Source organism: Cupriavidus sp. FW305-46 (assembly GCF_058787075.1).
The window spans coordinates 1-16,808 of the sequence record NZ_JBYSZI010000092.1 but is presented as its reverse complement, the minus strand read 5'-3'; the positions used below and the strand labels follow the sequence as shown (position 1 = coordinate 16,808).

At 67.5% G+C, this 16,808-nt stretch carries 14 protein-coding genes and 1 tRNA gene; 8 read left to right on the top strand and 7 right to left on the bottom strand.

The window, feature by feature from the left end; all coding sequences use genetic code 11:
• Positions 1-107 precede the first annotated feature (107 nt).
• A complete protein-coding gene (locus tag AC3WON_RS29075) occupies positions 108-2,060 on the bottom strand; it encodes a dynamin family protein (RefSeq protein WP_492353292.1) in 1,953 nt (650 codons plus the stop codon).
• Positions 2,061-2,340: 280 nt separating this feature from the next.
• Positions 2,341-3,219: a bifunctional DNA-formamidopyrimidine glycosylase/DNA-(apurinic or apyrimidinic site) lyase gene (gene mutM, locus AC3WON_RS29070; RefSeq protein WP_492318958.1), complete on the bottom strand. Its 879-nt coding sequence runs from the start codon at positions 3,217-3,219 to the stop codon at positions 2,341-2,343.
• A gap of 153 nt (positions 3,220-3,372) precedes the next feature.
• On the opposite strand from mutM, the gene AC3WON_RS29065 reads away from it, so the two are divergent.
• The 8 genes from AC3WON_RS29065 to AC3WON_RS29030 all read left to right on the top strand — a co-directional run bounded on the left by AC3WON_RS29065 (position 3,373) and on the right by AC3WON_RS29030 (position 11,632).
• On the top strand, positions 3,373-5,328 hold the full coding sequence (locus AC3WON_RS29065; RefSeq protein WP_492353291.1) for a tetratricopeptide repeat protein: 1,956 nt from the start codon (positions 3,373-3,375) through the stop codon (positions 5,326-5,328).
• A 93-nt stretch (positions 5,329-5,421) separates the two neighbouring features.
• The gene (lolB, locus tag AC3WON_RS29060; protein ID WP_492318956.1) at positions 5,422-6,015 is read left to right on the top strand and encodes a lipoprotein insertase outer membrane protein LolB; all 594 of its coding nucleotides are present in this window, start codon (positions 5,422-5,424) and stop codon (positions 6,013-6,015) included.
• An 8-nt stretch (positions 6,016-6,023) separates the two neighbouring features.
• Positions 6,024-6,902 carry a 4-(cytidine 5'-diphospho)-2-C-methyl-D-erythritol kinase gene (gene ispE, locus AC3WON_RS29055; protein WP_492318955.1) on the top strand — a complete coding sequence of 293 codons (879 nt, stop codon included), beginning with the start codon at positions 6,024-6,026 and terminating at the stop codon, positions 6,900-6,902.
• 59 nt (positions 6,903-6,961) lie between these two features.
• Positions 6,962-7,038, top strand: a tRNA-Gln gene (locus AC3WON_RS29050).
• A gap of 94 nt (positions 7,039-7,132) precedes the next feature.
• Positions 7,133-8,086 (top strand): ribose-phosphate pyrophosphokinase, encoded by a 954-nt coding sequence (locus tag AC3WON_RS29045; protein WP_010814374.1) that lies wholly within the window; start codon positions 7,133-7,135, stop codon positions 8,084-8,086.
• A gap of 132 nt (positions 8,087-8,218) precedes the next feature.
• Complete coding sequence (locus tag AC3WON_RS29040) at positions 8,219-8,836, top strand: 50S ribosomal protein L25/general stress protein Ctc (protein WP_316152755.1); 618 nt, start codon at positions 8,219-8,221, stop codon at positions 8,834-8,836.
• Positions 8,837-8,988: 152 nt separating this feature from the next.
• Complete coding sequence (gene pth / locus AC3WON_RS29035; protein ID WP_492318953.1) at positions 8,989-9,585, top strand: aminoacyl-tRNA hydrolase; 597 nt, start codon at positions 8,989-8,991, stop codon at positions 9,583-9,585.
• Positions 9,586-9,781: 196 nt separating this feature from the next.
• A complete protein-coding gene (locus AC3WON_RS29030) occupies positions 9,782-11,632 on the top strand; it encodes a PhoX family protein (RefSeq protein WP_492318952.1) in 1,851 nt (616 codons plus the stop codon).
• 101 nt (positions 11,633-11,733) lie between these two features.
• Here AC3WON_RS29030 and AC3WON_RS29025 read toward each other — a convergent pair whose 3' ends face one another.
• The 5 genes from AC3WON_RS29025 to AC3WON_RS29005 form a co-directional block, all read right to left on the bottom strand.
• Positions 11,734-11,994, bottom strand: a complete 261-nt coding sequence (locus AC3WON_RS29025; RefSeq protein WP_035822613.1) for a YfhL family 4Fe-4S dicluster ferredoxin — start codon at positions 11,992-11,994, stop codon at positions 11,734-11,736.
• Between the two features lie 68 nt (positions 11,995-12,062).
• Entirely contained in the window at positions 12,063-12,548 is a 486-nt protein-coding gene (coaD, locus tag AC3WON_RS29020; protein WP_010814369.1) for a pantetheine-phosphate adenylyltransferase, read from the bottom strand.
• A 240-nt stretch (positions 12,549-12,788) separates the two neighbouring features.
• Positions 12,789-13,499, bottom strand: coding sequence for a 16S rRNA (guanine(966)-N(2))-methyltransferase RsmD (rsmD, locus tag AC3WON_RS29015; protein WP_492353290.1), 711 nt, complete (start codon positions 13,497-13,499; stop codon positions 12,789-12,791).
• Positions 13,500-13,581: 82 nt separating this feature from the next.
• On the bottom strand, positions 13,582-14,964 hold the full coding sequence (locus tag AC3WON_RS29010) for a M16 family metallopeptidase (protein WP_492318951.1): 1,383 nt from the start codon (positions 14,962-14,964) through the stop codon (positions 13,582-13,584).
• Between the two features lie 9 nt (positions 14,965-14,973).
• Complete coding sequence (locus AC3WON_RS29005) at positions 14,974-16,521, bottom strand: M16 family metallopeptidase (RefSeq protein ID WP_492318950.1); 1,548 nt, start codon at positions 16,519-16,521, stop codon at positions 14,974-14,976.
• Positions 16,522-16,808 lie beyond the last annotated feature (287 nt).

Here is a 16,808-nt window from a genome sequence, read left to right as displayed (position 1 = left end):
GGTTTGCGGGGCATCTGGGTAAAACGTTCTGAAGCGCGGGGGCGCGCGGCGCACCAAAGAAAAAGGCGCCGCTAAGTGCGGCGCCACATGATATACCGGCTTCAGGATCAGGCCACCGCAAGGCTCGCGCTGTCGGCTGCAGCCGTCGGCCGCAGCAGCCGCTGCGCGTAGCCCTCGATACGTCCGCTGCGCTCGTCCAGGCCGTTGAGCACTTCCTCGAGCTCGGCAATGCGGCTTTCCAGCGTGTCGGTGGCCTCGTGGATGCGCTCGATCGAATCGACGCGCCGGCGCAGCTGCTTCTGGTGCTCGCGCACCTGCGCTTCCAGCGGCGTCATTACCGACTTGAGCCAGACCTCGATATCGCGGTTCAGGTCGCGGAAGTTCTCCAGCACGCGGCTGGCCATGGTGCTGAAGGCGCTCTGGACCAGCTGCGGGCGCGAGCGCGTCAGCATGCTGACCGTGCCGAAGTGCGCATGCACCAGGCGCAGCGTTTCCTCAAGCTCGGCCACGTAGCGCTCGGCAGTGAACTGCATCGGCGCGGGCAGCGTGAAGCCGTGCTCGGCGTTGAAGCGCCGGTACATGCTTTCGATCAGCTGGTGCAGCTGGCCGATCTTGTTGTCGGCATCGGTCACCAGCCTGGTCAGCTGCGCAAACAGCGCGTCCATGTCTTCGCGCAGTCCGCGCGAGAAGAAGCGCTCTTTCATCTGCTCGCGCGCGCTGCGCATGGTCAGGCGCACGTCGCGCAGTTGCAGGCTCTTGATGATGTCGGCACTGTGGCGGCCGAAGACCAGGCGCAGCGCCTGGAACTTGCTGATGCTCTGCTCGAACTCTTCCTTCTCGCCCTGCACCCGCATCAGCATGTGCTTGACCATCGCGTGGTTCTTGCCGCGCAGGCCGCGCAGCTCGAACAGCTGCTCGACGATATCGCGGCGGCGGCTCTGCAGCAGCTGCTGCGCGGCGCGCGCCATATCCTGCACCAGCCGGTGCGCCTGGTCCGAGACGATCTCGCGCCGGCGCGGGATCAGCTGGTCGGACAGCACGTGCTCGAACTCGGGCAGGCCGCTGCGCGCCAGCAGCTCGTCGTCGTGCGTGACCTTGGCCACCAGGCCCTTCTGCGCCGATACCGGATAGACGCGCGACTGTTCGATGCCCAGCACCTGCGCGGTGGTGGACACCTGCCGCGCGATCTCCTGCGCGATCTCGCCCGGCTCGCGCAGCGGATCCCACAGCCCGTCGATCTTGTTGAGCACCGCCAGGCAGCCGCGCCGGTGGCCGGCGCCGACATGGCTGCGCCACAGCTCCAGGTCGCTCTTGGTGACACCCGCATCGGCGGCCAGCACGAACACCACCACATGGGCGTCGGGGATCAGCCGCAGCGTCAGCTCGGGCTCGGTGCCGATCGCGTTCAGGCCAGGCGTGTCCAGGATCACCAGGCCCTGGCGCAGCAGCGGGTGCGGGAAATTGATGACGGCGTGGCGCCAGCGCGAGATCTCGACCATGCCCTCGGCATCGACCGCGTAGGCGGCATCGGGATCGTTCTCGTGGTACAGGCCCAGCGCCTCGGCCTGCACGGGAGGCACGCGCACGGTCTGCACCACGTGCTGGAACGCAGCCAGCATGCCCTCGGGCGAAGACGGGTCCAGCGGCACCGAATGCCAGTGCGAAGCCGAGGTGCCGGCCTCCAGGAAGTCGGCGGTAGAGGCCTCCTGCAGGCGTGTCTCGATCGGCAGCAACCGGATGCACGGCGGCTCGGCCTCGTCATAGCGCAGCTCGGTCGGGCACATCGTGGTGCGCCCCGCCGACGACGGCAGGATGCGGCGCCCGTAGTCGGCAAAGAAGATGGCGTTGATCAGCTCGCTCTTGCCGCGCGAGAACTCGGCAATGAACGCGACCTTGAGCCGGTCGCTGCGCAGCACGCTCTGGATGCGCTGCACGCGGTCATCGGCCTGGGCGTCGTACAGGTCGTGCTGCTGCAGCCAGGACTGGAATTCGGCCAGTGACTGGAGGACCCCGGTTCTCCAGGCGCCGTATTGTTCGAATTGGTGGGCGAGCGTTGTCATGGAGCTGTTCGGCTGACTTGGTTTTACCTCGGGGCACGCCGCTTGCGCGCTGCGCCCGTGTTCGCACAATGCCGGCCTGGCCACTGCCTACCCTGCAAGCGGTTGGGCCGTTTTGTAACTTTTTATGACTGCGCACACGATACAGGTTTCCACGGCGGTTTTGTGGAATTCACGCCCCTCCGTAATGGCTTGCACAAGGAGTGTTGCGCCGACCCATCGACAATCGCCGGCGGCGCGCATTGTGCGCCACACGGCGCCTGCCCGGGGTGGCCGCCAAGGCTCAGTGCTGGCAGTTCGGGCAGTAGAAGGTGGAGCGCTGGCCCTGCACGATCTGGCGCACCGGCGTGGCGCAGACCCGGCACGGCTGGCCGGCGCGGTCGTAGACCAGGCAATCAAGCTGGAAATAGCCGCTGGCGCCGTCGCTGCCGACAAAGTCGCGCAGCGTGCTGCCGCCGCGCTCGATCGCCTGCGCCAGGGTCTCGCGCACCGCCTGCGCCAGGCGGTCGCAGCGCGCGCGGCTCAGGCGCCCGGCCGGGGTGGTCGGGCGGATGCCGGCGCGGAACAGGCTTTCGGACGCATAGATGTTGCCCACGCCCACCACGATGGCGCCGGCCAGCAGCACGGTCTTGATGGCGGCGCTGCGCCCGCGCGTGTGGCGGTGCAGCCAGGCGCCGTCGAAGGCAGGATCGAAGGGCTCGATGCCGAGCGTGCGCAGCAGCGGGTGCGACGGCAGTTCGGCCTCGGGCAGCGTGCTCCACAGGATGGCGCCGAAGCGGCGCGGATCGCGGAAGCGCAGCACGATGGTGCCCGCTTTGGTATCCACCGCGGCGCCGGACGCCGGCGCCAGCACCAGGTCAAGGTGGTCGTGCGCGCCAGGCGGCGGCGCCTCGGGGAGCACCCGCAGCGTGCCGGTCATGCCCAGGTGGACCAGCAGCCAGCCGGCCGGCTCGCCCGCCGCCTCGCTCACGCATTCCAGCAGCAGGTATTTGCCGCGGCGCTCGATCCGGCGCACCACGCGCTGGGCCAGCCGCATTTCCAGTTCCGGATCGACCGGCCAGCGCAGGCCGCGGTGGCGCACCGTGACCGCGGCGATGCGCCGTCCCACCACATGCGGCAGCAAGCCGCGCCGGGTCACCTCGACCTCGGGCAATTCTGGCATCGAACCTCTCCGTTGGTTACCGCTCAAAACTCCAGCGGCGCCTGCGGGCACCGGCCTGCGGCGCCAAGCAGCGCATTGTAGCGGCAGGCTACAATGCCCTTATCAATGCGCTTTCTCCCATCCCTCGCCAGCGCGCGCCGGAGCAATCACTACATGTCGGACCTCATGCCGGACCTGATGCCGGACTCCACATTGCAAGCCACCGCGGGCGGCCTCCCGATCGCCTTTCCAGGCGCCGTTTCCCGCACAGCGCGCACGGCTGGCGCCCTGGCCCGGTTTTTCCAGACGCCCCGCCGCCATGCGCGTGCGCTGGCCGCCTCGGCATTGCTGGCCCTGGCCGCCGGCACCAGCCACGCCGCGCCGCCTGCGGGCGCCATGCCATTGCCATCGGCACTGCAGCTGGCCGCGGCCGAAAGCGAGCGCCCCGCCGCCGCCAAGCCCGCACGCAGCGCGCTGCCGTCGCTGGAGCTGACCGACGACATCGTCTATATGGTGCTGGCCGCGGAGATTTCCATGCAGCGCGGCCTGGTCGGCCCGGCCTACCGGACCTACATGGAACTGGCCCGGCAGACCCGCGACCCGCGCTTCGCGCAGCGCGCCACCGAGATCGCCTTCAATGCGCGCATCCCGCAGCAGGCACTGGACTCCGCGCGCCTGTGGAAGGAGATTTCTCCGACTTCGCCCGCGGCAGCGCAGGTGCTGTCGACGCTGCTGGTGCTCAACGGGCGCTGGGACGATGCCCGGCCCCTGCTGCAGCAACAGCTGGCGGCGGTGCCGGCCAGCCATCGCGGCGAGGCCATCCTGCAGCTGCAGCAGCAGCTGTCGCGCACCAGCGATGCGGCCGGCGCGGCCACACTGCTGCAGGACCTGACCAAGAATGACACCAAGCTGCCGGAAACGCAGCTGGCGCTGGCGCGCGCCAGGGAAGTCGCCGGCGACGAGCCGGGCGCGCTCGCCGCGCTCGACCAGGCATTGCGGCTGCGCCCGGGCTATGAAGCGGCCGCGCTGATGGCGGCCGAGCTGCGCGCCGAGAAGCAGCCGGACGAAGCCGTCGCGATCCTGAAGCGCTTCCTCGACAAGTCGCCCGATTCGGTCAACGGCCATATCACGCTGGCGCGGCTGTACCTGCTGCGCAACGACATGCAGTCGGCCCGGCAGGAGTTCGAGACCCTGCGCAAGGTAGCCCCGGGCGACCCGCGCGTGCCGCTGGCATTGGGCCTGACCAGCCTGCAGGCCAAGAGCTACGGCGAGGCCGAGCAGTACCTGAAGGAATACCTGCAGCTGGTCGAGAAGCAGCCCACTGCCAACCCCGACATTGCCTACCAGTACCTGGCGCAGATCGCCGAGGAGCGCAAGGATTACGCCGGCGCCATCCGGTGGCTGGACCGCATCGAGGACATCCGGCTGGCGCCCGCGGCGACCGCCAAGCGCGCACAGCTGCTCGCGCGCATGGGCAAGCTCGACGACGCCCAGGCGCTCTTCGGCGAGATGCTCACCGACGCCGAGGACATCTCCGATCCTGGCCAGCGCGCGCAGCGCATGACCGCCATCCGCCAGGCCGAGGTGGCCACGCTGATGGAAAGCAAAGCCTATGACCGCGCCCGCAAGCTGCTCAACGACCGCATTACGGCCGAGCCCGACAACGCCGACTGGATCTACGAACTGGCCATGCTCGACGAGCGCCAGAAGCGTTACGACAGCATGGAGAAGGGCCTGCGCAAGGTGATTGCGCTGCAGCCGCAGCAGAAGCAGGGCTACAACGCGCTGGGCTACTCGCTGGCGGACCGCAACGAGCGGCTGCCGGAGGCGCTCAAGCTGCTGGAGCGCGCCTCCGAGCTGGGGCCGGACGATCCGTACATCATGGACAGCCTGGCCTGGGTCAAATTCCGCATGGGCGACCTGCGCCCGGCGGCCGACCTGCTGCGCAACGCCTATTCCAAGGCGCCCGAGGCCGAGATCGGCGCGCACCTGGGCGAGGTGCTGTGGCAGCTCGGCGAGCATGACGAAGCGCGCAAGACCTGGACCGAGGCCGTCCGCATCGATCCCGAGAACGAGACCCTGGTCGACACGCTGCGCCGCTACAAGGTCAACGTGCAAGTGTCCAAGTAACCCCGCCCGCCGCGGCCCGCAGCCCGGGTCCGCGGCGCCGGATTTCCGTCAGCCGGCGGACGCCGCCGCGCCGCCGTTCTCACGACCAAGCCTATGAACCGATCCCGACGCCTGGCGCTCTTCTGCCTTGGCGCCCCGCTGCTGCTGCAGGCGTGTGCCAGCGTGGCACCGTCGCGCAGCTTTGATGGCGACCAGGCCGCCGCCAGCCAGCAATACACCGGCCGCTTCTCCGCCAACTACGTGCGCTACGGGCGCGACGAAGGCGTGCAGGGGAGCTTCCGCTGGGAAGAACAGGGCCGCAACGTGCGGCTGGACCTGGTGTCCCCGCTCGGCCAGACCCTGGCCGTGGTCACCGCAACGCCGTCCGGCGCCACGCTCGACCTGCCCAACCAGCCGCCGCGCAACGCGCCTGAGGTCGACACCCTGATGGAGGAGGCGCTCGGCTTTGCGCTGCCGGTGGCCGGCATGCGCGACTGGCTGCACGGCCGCGCCACGCAGGGCGCGCCCGCGCGCACCACGCGCGACGAGCAGGGCCGGCTGGCCACACTGGCGCAGAACGGCTGGACCGTACGCTACGTCGCCTGGCAGGACGCAGCCGCCCAGCTGCCGCGCCGCATCGACCTGGCGCGCGACGCCGGCAGCAATCCGCTGTCGGTGCGCCTCGTGATCGATCCCCGGACGCCGTGAACCACGCCATGCATCGCAGCCAGCCCCTGCCCCCGCCCGAACTGCGCGACTGCCCCGCGCCGGCCAAGCTCAACCTGTTCCTGCACGTGACCGGCCGCCGCGCCGACGGCTACCACACGCTGCAGACCGTGTTCCAGCTGGTCGACTGGTGCGACACGCTGCATTTCCGCCGGCGCGACGACGGCGTGGTCGCACGCGTCACCGACGTGCCCGGCGTGCCGGCCGAGACCGACCTGGTGGTACGCGCCGCGCGCGCGTTACAGGCGGCCACCGGTACCACGTTCGGGGCCGACATAGCCATCGACAAGGCGCTGCCGATGGGCGGCGGCATCGGTGGCGGCTCGTCCGATGCCGCCACCACGCTGCTGGCGCTGAATCACCTGTGGGGACTGGGCCTTGCGCGTGCCGAACTGATGCGCATCGGGCTGGCGCTGGGCGCCGACGTGCCAGTATTCGTGTTGGGCCAGAACGCCTTTGCACAGGGCATCGGCGAGGACCTGACGCCAGTCGAGTTGCCCGAGAGCTGGTTCGTGGTCATCCACCCGAAACAGCATGTCCCCACTGCTGAAATTTTTTCGGACGAGTGCTTGACAAGGGATACGCCGCTCTCCATAATTGCGGTCTTCGCTGCTCGCACAAACAAATTCGATTTCGGTCGCAACGACCTGGAACCGATAGCAACAGCGAAGTTCGGCGAAGTCGCCCGAGCCCTGGCATGGCTGAAGCAACACAATCAGCATGCCAGGATGACCGGTTCCGGAGCCTGCGTGTTTGCGCGTTTTCCCGACGCAGCAACAGCGCAGCAGGTTTTGGAAAGGTTGCCTCCCGAATGGGACGGCAGGTGTGTGCGCAGTCTGGCACGTCATCCGCTCGCAGCGCTCGCGTAGCAAGTTTTCGTTCGGCGCGGTACGGCAGTCTGGTACCACGAAGAACGGCCCGGTTGTGTAGGGGAGTCGCCAAGTTGGTCAAGGCACCGGATTTTGATTCCGGCATTCGAAGGTTCGAATCCTTCTTCCCCTGCCATTACATTCCTATAGTGTCCTTACGGACTCTCTGTATCAGTCACCGGCTTTGCCGGTGACGCCAAGCTCCCCCAGCAGCAAGACAGGTGCCCCGAATGAGCAGCGAAGGCTTGATGGTATTTACCGGCAACGCCAACCCCAAACTCGCGGAGGCTGTCGTACAGCACCTCGGCATTCCCCTGGGCAAGGCGTTGGTTGGCCGTTTCTCCGACGGCGAAGTTCAAGTTGATATCCAGGAAAACGTTCGCGGCAAGCACGTCATCGTGCTGCAGTCCACCTGCGCGCCGACCAACGACAACCTGATGGAGCTGATGGTGATGGTCGACGCGCTCAAGCGCGCCTCGGCACGCAGCATCACCGCCGCCATGCCCTACTTCGGCTATGCCCGCCAGGACCGCCGCCCGCGTTCGGCGCGCGTCGCGATCTCGGCCAAGGTCGTGGCCAACATGCTGGAAGTCGCCGGTGTCGAGCGCGTGCTGACGATGGACCTGCACGCTGACCAGATCCAGGGCTTCTTCGATATTCCCGTCGACAACATCTACGCTTCGCCGGTACTGCTGGGCGACCTGCGCGAGAAGAACTACGGCGACCTGCTGGTGGTGTCGCCGGACGTCGGCGGCGTGGTCCGTGCCCGCGCACTGGCCAAGGAACTGAACTGCGACCTGGCGATCATCGACAAGCGTCGTCCCAAGGCCAACGTGGCCGAGGTGATGAACATCATCGGTGAAGTCGACGGCCGCAACTGCGTCATCATGGATGACATGATCGACACCGGCGGCACGCTGTGCAAGGCCGCCCAGGTGCTGAAGGAGCGCGGCGCGCTGAAGGTCTTCGCCTACTGCACGCACCCGGTGCTGTCGGGTGGCGCGGCCGCCCGCATCGCGGACTCGGCGCTGGACGAAGTGGTGGTGTGCGACACCATCCCGTTGTCCGAAGAAGCCGCCAAGTGCACCAAGATCCGCCAGCTCTCGACCGCCCCGCTGCTGGCCGAGACCTTCACCCGCATCGTCAAGGGCGACTCGATCATGTCGCTGTTTGCGGGTTCCTGATAGAATTTAAGGCTTTACTGCGTTGATCGCCGTTTTTCGGCGATCAACGTGACTTGATCGGCGCATCATTTTCTGTTTGCGCCGCAACGAGGCTGTCTGGTCGCGGACGGCCTTCTTACTTTTGGAGTCATCATGAAAGTTGTCGCTTTCGAGCGTAGCGTACAGGGAACGGGTGCGAGCCGCCGCCTGCGCAATTCGGGCAAGACCCCCGGCATCATCTACGGCGGCGCCGCCGAACCGAAGATGATCGAACTGGATCACAACGCGCTGTGGCACGCCCTGAAGAAGGAAGCGTTCCACTCGTCGATCCTGGAACTGGAAGTCGCTGGCAAGTCGGAACAGGCCCTGCTGCGCGCATTCCAGATGCACCCGTTCAAGCCGCTGGTGCTGCACGTCGATTTCCAGCGCGTGTCGGCCAACGACAAGATCCACGTCAAGGTGCCGCTGCACTTCATGAACCAGGAAACCGCTCCTGGCGTGAAGCTGGGCCACGGCATCGTCAACCACATCGTGAACGACCTGGAAGTGTCGTGCCTGCCGGCCGACCTGCCCGAGTTCATCGAAGTGGACCTGGCCGCCGTCGAGCTGAACCAGACCGTCCACCTGTCGGACATCAAGCTGCCGAAGGGCGTGACCGTGATCACCCACGGTGACGACAACCCGGCCATCGCCAGCATCTCGCAACCGGCTGGTGCCGTGTCGGAAGCTGCCGAAGGCGGCGAAGCCGCTGGCGAAACGCCGGCTGCCTAAGCTGCAGCAGCGGTCGCGGCCTGGCGGCCGCGCCAGGAAGAAAACCGCCGCTTCTTGCGGCGGTTTTTTTTCGCCCGGCAGCCGTCTGCCGGTTTTTCGGTATCCTTGGCGCTTGTGGCACAGCCTTGCGCGCCAACGACCCAGTCAAACGCATGATCAAGCTCATCGTCGGCCTCGGCAATCCCGGTGCGGAGTACGAGGCCACCCGACACAACGCCGGCTTCTGGCTGGTGGACCAGCTGGCCCGCATGGGCGGCGCCACGATGCGCGTGGAAGGCCGCTTCCACGGCCTGGCCGCGCGTGCGCGGCTGTGGGACCAGGACATCTGGCTGCTCAAGCCGTCGACCTTCATGAACCGCTCCGGCCTGGCCGTGGTCTCGCTCGCGCGCTTCTACAAGGTCCTTCCCGACGAGATCGTGGTCGCGCACGACGAGATGGACCTGCCGGCGGGCGCGGCCAAGCTCAAGCGCGGCGGCGGCGCGGGCGGCCACAACGGGCTCAAGGACATCTCGGCCCACCTGTCCACGCAGGACTACTGGCGCCTGCGCCTGGGCGTGGGCCATCCGCGCAACGCGCCCGGCGGCGCCGGCACGGGCCGCGAGGACGTGGTCAACTTCGTGCTCAAGCCACCGCGGCGCGAGGAGCAGGAAGCCATCGATGCCGCCATCGACCGCTGCATCGAGCCGCTCGGCCTGCTGGCACGCGGCGACGCCGAACGCGCCATGGCGCAGCTGCATACCACGCGCTGACAAATACGCATATTCCTGCGACAAGAGTATGAAAACGGGCCGCATCTGCGGCCCGTCGTGGTTTGGCGGCCCAAGACTGCTGTTGCAGACAATATGTCATCAAAGTGCCATGGGCGGCACATAGATTCCGTGGTTTCCAATCGCGTCGGTATCGCATGGTGGCCGATGCGCATGACAACCCACAGGAGGAAAGCCCATGTCGTACCTGACCGATGAAGCGCGGGCCGCCAGTCGCGCTGCCAAGCCCGACGTTGACGTGCCCGGCCAGATGCTCGAAGACATCGTAGCCGCCAACCCGGCCCGCCGCCGGGTGCTGCGCGGCGGCCTGGGCCTGTCGCTGGCCTCGGCGTTCGGCAGCGGCCTGCTGGCCGCCTGTGGCGGCGATGACGATCCCGCACCGGCACCGGCACCGGCCCCCGCTCCTGCCCCCGCGCCCGGCCCGGTCAGCCCGAGCTACGAAGTCACCTTCGAGCCGGTCGCCAAGTCGACCGCCGATGCCGTGGTCGTGCCCAACGGCTACAGCGTCGACGTGCTGTTCTCCGCCGGCGACCCGGTCGAAGCCGGCGCCACCGGCTATGCCGGCGCCTTCCAGTCCTCGGCCGAAACCGAGCGCCAGGCCGGCGGCAACCACGACGGCATGCACTACTTCGCGCTGCCGGGCGTCGATCCGCAGAAGGGCGGCCTGCTCGCCATCAACCACGAGCTGCCGGATTACAAGATCCTGTTCGCGGGCGGCACCTATGACGCCGGCACGGCCAGCTCCGAACAGAAGCGCATCGCGCTGTCGGCCGTCGGCATCTCGGTGATCGAAGTGGAACTGGCCGCCAGCGGCAAGTGGCAGGTCAAGCGCGACTCGATCTACAACAAGCGCTACACCGGTAACACGCTGTACCGCGTGGGCGGTCCGGCGGCATCGGTAGTGGGTTCGACCGTGGTCGGCATGCTCAACAACTGCTCGAGTGGCCATACCCCGTGGGGCACCTACCTGACCTGCGAGGAAAGCACCGACAACTACATCGACCCGACCCAGGCCGACAACGGCTACGGCTGGGTGGTGGAAGTCGATCCGTACGGCACGCTGGGCGCGCCGGCCAAGCGCACCGCAATGGGCCGCTTCGACCATGAGAACGTCGCCTTCCTGACCGACGCCAACAACAACGTCGCGTTCTACATGGGCGACGACGGCACGCCGGGCTGCATCTACAAGTTCGTGCCGAGCAAGGCGTTCGACCCTAACAACCGCGCCGCCAACGCCAACATCCTGGACACCGGCACGCTGTACGTGGCCAGGTTCAATGCCGACGGCAGCGGCCAGTGGATCGAGCTGTCGCAGGGCAAGAACGGCCTGACCGTGGGCGCTTCGGATCCGGGCAACTGGACCCAGTCGGCAGTCTCGCCGGCGCCGACCACCGTCGACTTCGCCAGCCAGGCTGACGTGCTGATCAACACCAAGTCGGCCGCGCGCGTGGCCGGCGGCACGCTGATGGACCGCCCCGAGTGGATCACGGCCGCACCGGACAAGACCCTGTACTGCACGCTGACCAACAACAGCGGCCGCCAGCAGACCGACGCCGCCAACCCGCGCAAGAACAACCTGCACGGCCATATCGTCAAGTGGAACGAAGCCGGTAATTCGCCGCTGGCGACCACCTTCACGTGGAGCATCCTGCTGCAGGCCGGCGACCCGTCGCTGGCCACCGACAACCTGAAGGGCAACATCAACGGCGACACGTTCTCGAGCCCCGACGGCCTGCGCGTCGACCCGCAGGGCCGGCTGTGGGTGCAGACCGACTCCAGCACCAGCGCCACCTACACCAGCACGTTCGGCAACAACAGCATGTACTACATCTCGCCGACGGGTCAGTCCAGGCGCTTCCTGGTCGGCCCGACCGGCTGCGAGATCACCGGCATCGCCTACACGCCGGACCTGACCACCTGCTTCATTAACATCCAGCACCCCACCGGCGCGTGGCCGGACGCGGCCAAGCCGCCGCGCTCGTCCACCATCGTGGTGCGCCGTAGTGACGGCAAGCCGATGGGGGCGTGACCGCGCAGTGTAGTAGGTAGTACCAGCAGTAACTGGGGAAAAGTTAAACCCCCGTCACCTTGCGGTGCCGGGGGCTTTTTTTGCCTTGCTGAAGCTGCGGGTCAGGCCGCGTGCTTGGCAGCCGTCAGCAGCCGGTAGCGCTGCATCAGGATCTCATGCGTTTCGACGCGGTTCGGATCCTTGGGGATACAGGCGACCGGGCAGACCTGCTGGCATTGCGGCTCGTCGAAGTGCCCGACACACTCGGTGCACTTGTTGGGGTCGATTTCATAGATCTCGGGCCCCATCGAAATGGCTTCGTTCGGGCACTCGGGTTCACAAACGTCGCAGTTGATGCAGTCGTCAGTGATCATCAGCGCCATGGTGTTTCCTTCCTGCGGACACGCCCGCGCCCGACTGGCCGCGACTCGACGTATCTGAGTCTGCTATTTTATTCCGGTTTGCCGATTTTCTCTTGCAGCCAGCGTTCCACCGACGGGAACACGAACTTGCTGACATCGCCGCCCAGCACCGCGATCTCGCGCACGAAGGTGCCGGAGATGAACTGGTACTGGTCCGACGGCGTCAGGAACATGGTTTCCACGTCGGGCAGCAGGTAGCGGTTCATGCCTGCCATCTGGAATTCGTACTCGAAGTCGGACACCGCGCGCAGGCCGCGCACGATCACGCGCGCATTGTTGTTGCGCACAAAGTCCTTGAGCAGGCCGGAAAAGCCTTCGACGCGCACATTGGGATAATGCCCGAGCACTTCACGGGCAATGCCGATGCGCTCTTCGAGCGAAAAGAACGGGCGCTTGTTGGGGCTGTGCGCCACGCCGACCACCAGTTCGTCGAAGATGTTCGACGCACGGCGGACCAGATCCTCGTGTCCCCGGGTCATTGGATCGAACGTGCCGGGATAGACCGCGATGACCATACTTCCTCCTTGATCTGCCCGCTGCCGGCCTTGGGCCGCCTCTTGCGCCGGCCGGACCGGCGTGGGTGCTGCGTCGCGAGCGTTGTAACAGCGGCGTAGTGTAACCCCAAATGCGCCACTTGGAAGCCGCCCGGCACACCGTTTTGCCGCAGCGCAGCTATGAAACCGTTTCCCATTGAGGAAGGGGACCTTCCTCATTGCGGAACAGGCCTACCCGGACCATCGCCCCGGACTGGTGCATCAAGCAGCGCCGTTGCCCGGCACGCGATGCTGCAGCAGGTGGAAATGCACCGCGCCGGCGCGCGCGTGGCGCACGATTTCAAGCGACGCCGGCACCGGCGCGTCGGCACCGGTCAGCGCATGGTCGGTCTCGACATAGACCGCGCCGCCGGGCCGCGACAGCCGCGCCGCGTGCTCCAGCGCCGGCCCGATCCAGTCCTCGGCGAAGGGCGGATCCAGGAAGACCACGTCGAAGCTGGCATCGGGCAGTTGCGCGGCAATGGCAAAGGCATCGCCCTGCATCACGCGCACCTGGGCCGCATCGAGCCGGTACTGGTTGTCGCGCAGCTGCTTGGCCACACGCGCATTGGACTCGACCAGCGTGACCGCGGCGGCGCCGCGCGAGGCGGCCTCGAAGCCGAGCGCGCCGGAGCCGGCGAACAGGTCCAGGCATTCCAGCCCGGACAGGTCCTGGCCGAGCCAGTTGAAGAGCGTCTCGCGCACGCGGTCGGGCGTGGGGCGCAGGCCCTGGGCATCGGGAACGGGCAGCAAGGTGCGCTTCCAGCGGCCGCCGATGATGCGGACCTGGGATGGCTCCTGGCGCGGTGCCTGGCGTGGCGCCGCGGAAGCGGGGGAACGCCCGCCGCTGGCAGCGGCAGGAGAGGCGGGTCGCCCGCCGGTGGCGGGCCGCCGGCGGGGGGCGGGCCACGGCAATCGGGAACGCGAATTCATCCCGTGATTGTAGAGCCTGCGGGCCGGTTCGCCGCACGCACCGGAGCCCCGGCGCGCATGACGGGCCCAAGCGGTGCCGGCATCACTGCCTGGCGGCGGTCGCAGGCGCCGCGACCGGGCCGCCGACGATCACCGTCGCCATATTGTCCGGTCGCACATGGCGCTGGAAAGCGGCCCTGACCTGCTCGCGCGTGACCTTGCCAATCTGGGCGGTCCAGGTGTCCAGGTAATCCAGCGGCAGCCCGTACCAGCCGATATTGGCGACGTTAGTCAGCAGCTTGCGGTTGTTGTCGATGCGCAGCGGGAAACCGTTGATGAGGTTGTCCTTGGCCGCGCGCAGCTCTTTCTCGGTCGGGCCCTCGGCGACAAAGCGCGCCAGCACCTGGCGCACCAGCGCCAGCGCTTCGTCGGTCTGCGCCTTCTTGGTCTGCAGGCTGATGCCGAACGGACCCGGCTGCTTGGACGGCGCGAAGTAGCTGTCCACGCCGTAGGTCAGGCCGCGCTTCTCGCGCACCTCGTCAGTCAGGCGCGAACTGAAGCCGCCGCCGCCCAGCACGTAGTTGCCCACCAGCAGCGCGAAATAATCAGGGTCGCCGCGGGCAATCGCCGGCTGGCCGATGGCCACGCTGGACTGCTGTGCCGGATGCGGCATGCGCTGCTCGCTCGGGGCGATGTTCAGGCGCACCTGCGGCATGGCCGGCGCCGCGCTGCCGGGCGGCAGCCCGCGCGTGAGCTGCTCGGCAATGGCTTCGGCCTGCTTGCGGTCGACCGCGCCGATCAGCGTCACCACCGCGCGCTGCGCGCCGTAGTTGTCACGCCAGAACCTGACGATGTCGTCGCGCGTGATCGACGCCACGCTGTCCGGGGTCGCGGCCACGCCGTAGGGATGGTCGGGGTACATGGCCTTGGCCAGCGCCTTGTCGGCGATCACGCCGGGCTTGGCGTCGGCTTCGCGGATGGCGGTGATCAGGCGCTGCTTCTCGCGCCCGACCACGGCGTCCGGGTAGGTCGGCGCCTTGATCAGTTGCGCGGCCAGCGCGACCGACTGGTCCAGCTCCGGCTGGGCGGTCAGCGTGCGCAGCCCGATGCCGCCGCGGTCGCCGCCGGCGGCGCCGCCAAAGGCGGCACCGGTATCGGCAAAGCCATCGGCGATCTTCGCTTCATCGCGCGCCGGCTGGCCCTCCAGCGCCGCGGCGCCCTTGTCCAGCAGCGCGGCGGTCAGCGTGGCCAACCCGGCCTTGCCCGGCGGGTCATAGCGGCTGCCGGCGTCGAAGTCGATATTGACGTCGAGCATCGGGATCGACGGGCTGTGCACGAAGAACACCCTGGCGCCGGTTGACGCGGTCCAGTGCTCGATCGGGATCGCGGCCTGCGCCAGTTGCGCAGCCAGCAGGACCATGGCGCCCAATGCGGCGCCGGCCAGTTTGCGCAGCGCACGCTGCGGGATGGTGACGTACTGAGTCATCGCCTTTCCTCAGTGGCGCAGGCCCGACGGGGCCTGGGGCTTGGGCTTGTTCGGATCGATCGGCTGCGGCACCAGCGTGGCCACGGTCAGGTTGTCGTCGTTGAAATACTTCGCGGCGACGGCCTGCACCTGCGCCGGCGTGACGGCCTTGATCTTGTCGAGCATGCGGTCGATCTGGCGCCAGGAGATATCCGAGATCTCGGACACGCCGATTTCCATGCCCTGCCCGAACACCGAATCACGCTTGTAGATCTGGCCGGCCACCACCTGCGCCTTGACGCGCTTGAGCTCCTCCGGCGACACGCCCTCCTTGGCGATACGCTGGACCTCGGCGCGCAGCGCGCGCTCGATCTCGTCGGTGTTGTGGCCCGTGGCGGGCGTGCCGTCGAGCACGAACAGCGACTCGCCGCGGTTGATGCTGTCATAGCCGACGTTGACGTCGTCGGCCAGGCGCTGCTCGCGCACCAGTTCGCGCGTCAGTCGTGCGTTGTCGTAGCCGTTGAGCACGGCGGCCAGCACCTCCAGCGCGTAGGGGTCGACGTCCTTCTCGATATCGCGCAGGCGCGGCACCTTGTAGGCCATCACCATGTACTGGTTCTCGGCCGGCGCCTTGACCCAGATGCGCTTGATGCCCTTTTGCGCCGGCTCTTCCTGGTCCTTGCGCAGCGGCAGCGTGCGCGGCTTGAGCTTGCCGTAATAGCGCTCGGCCAGGGCGCGCACTTCCTCGGCCTTGACGTCGCCGGTGACAATCACCATGGCGTTGTTGGGCACGTACCAGTGGCGGTACCACTCCTTGACGTCGTCCACGCGCATATTGACCAGGTCGTCCATCCAGCCGATCACCGGGTGGCGGTACGCGGCGGCGGTGTAGACCGTGGCCAGCAATTGCTCGTAGACGGTGCCGCGCGCGGAGTCGTCGGTGCGCAGGCGGCGTTCTTCCATCACCACCTTCATCTCGCGTTCGAACTCGTCCTTGGTGATGACGAGGTTGGCCATGCGGTCGGCCTCCAACTCCATCATCCTCGGCAGGTACTGCTTGCCGATCTGCTGGTAGTACATGGTGAAGTCGCGGTTGGTCATGGCGTTCTCACGCCCGCCCAGCGCGGCCACCTGCTTGGAGAACTCGCCCACGCCGACCTTGGGCGTGCCCTTGAACATCATGTGCTCGAGCATGTGCGCCACGCCGGTGGTGCCGCTGACCTCGTCGATGCCGCCCACGCGGTACCAGATCTGGTGCGCCACCGTGGGCGCGCGGTGGTCTTCCTTGACGATCAGCCGCAGCCCGTTGGACAGGCGGTATTCGGTCGTGCCATGCGCGGTCGCGCCGGCCGGGGCGGTCTGCGTGCCGGGCATCGGCGAGGCCACCACGCCCTGCGCCCCTGCCGGCATCGACCACGGCAGCAAGGCCAGCAGCAGCGTGGGAATGACTCGCCGCGCGAGACGCGCGGCGCGGGCGGGAAGCGGTTCGGAGGAGGATGAAAGGCGTTGGAAGCGCGTTGGGACGCAGGCTTTGGTGCCTTGTGCGCCCGCAGCGGTCAGGACAGCGCAATGGTTCATGCGACCCCGTCTGCTAGAATTTTGCCGATCGACTCACGTGCGCAAGACTGCGCGCATGAATCTGCCATGTAGCGAACTATACGCAATCGCCGGCCGGGACCACAACGGTTTCTCCCCAGCCATCGCGACGCCTGCGTAACCCATTGATTTATAACCGGTTGCCTGCTGGCATTGGCTGCCGCCAGGGTATCGGCCCCGGTATTGACCCCATTCCCCAATGTTTAGTTTCTGGAAGAAGCGCAAGGCCGAGCCCGCGCCCGCCGAGGCGCCAGCCCCGGCCCCCGCTC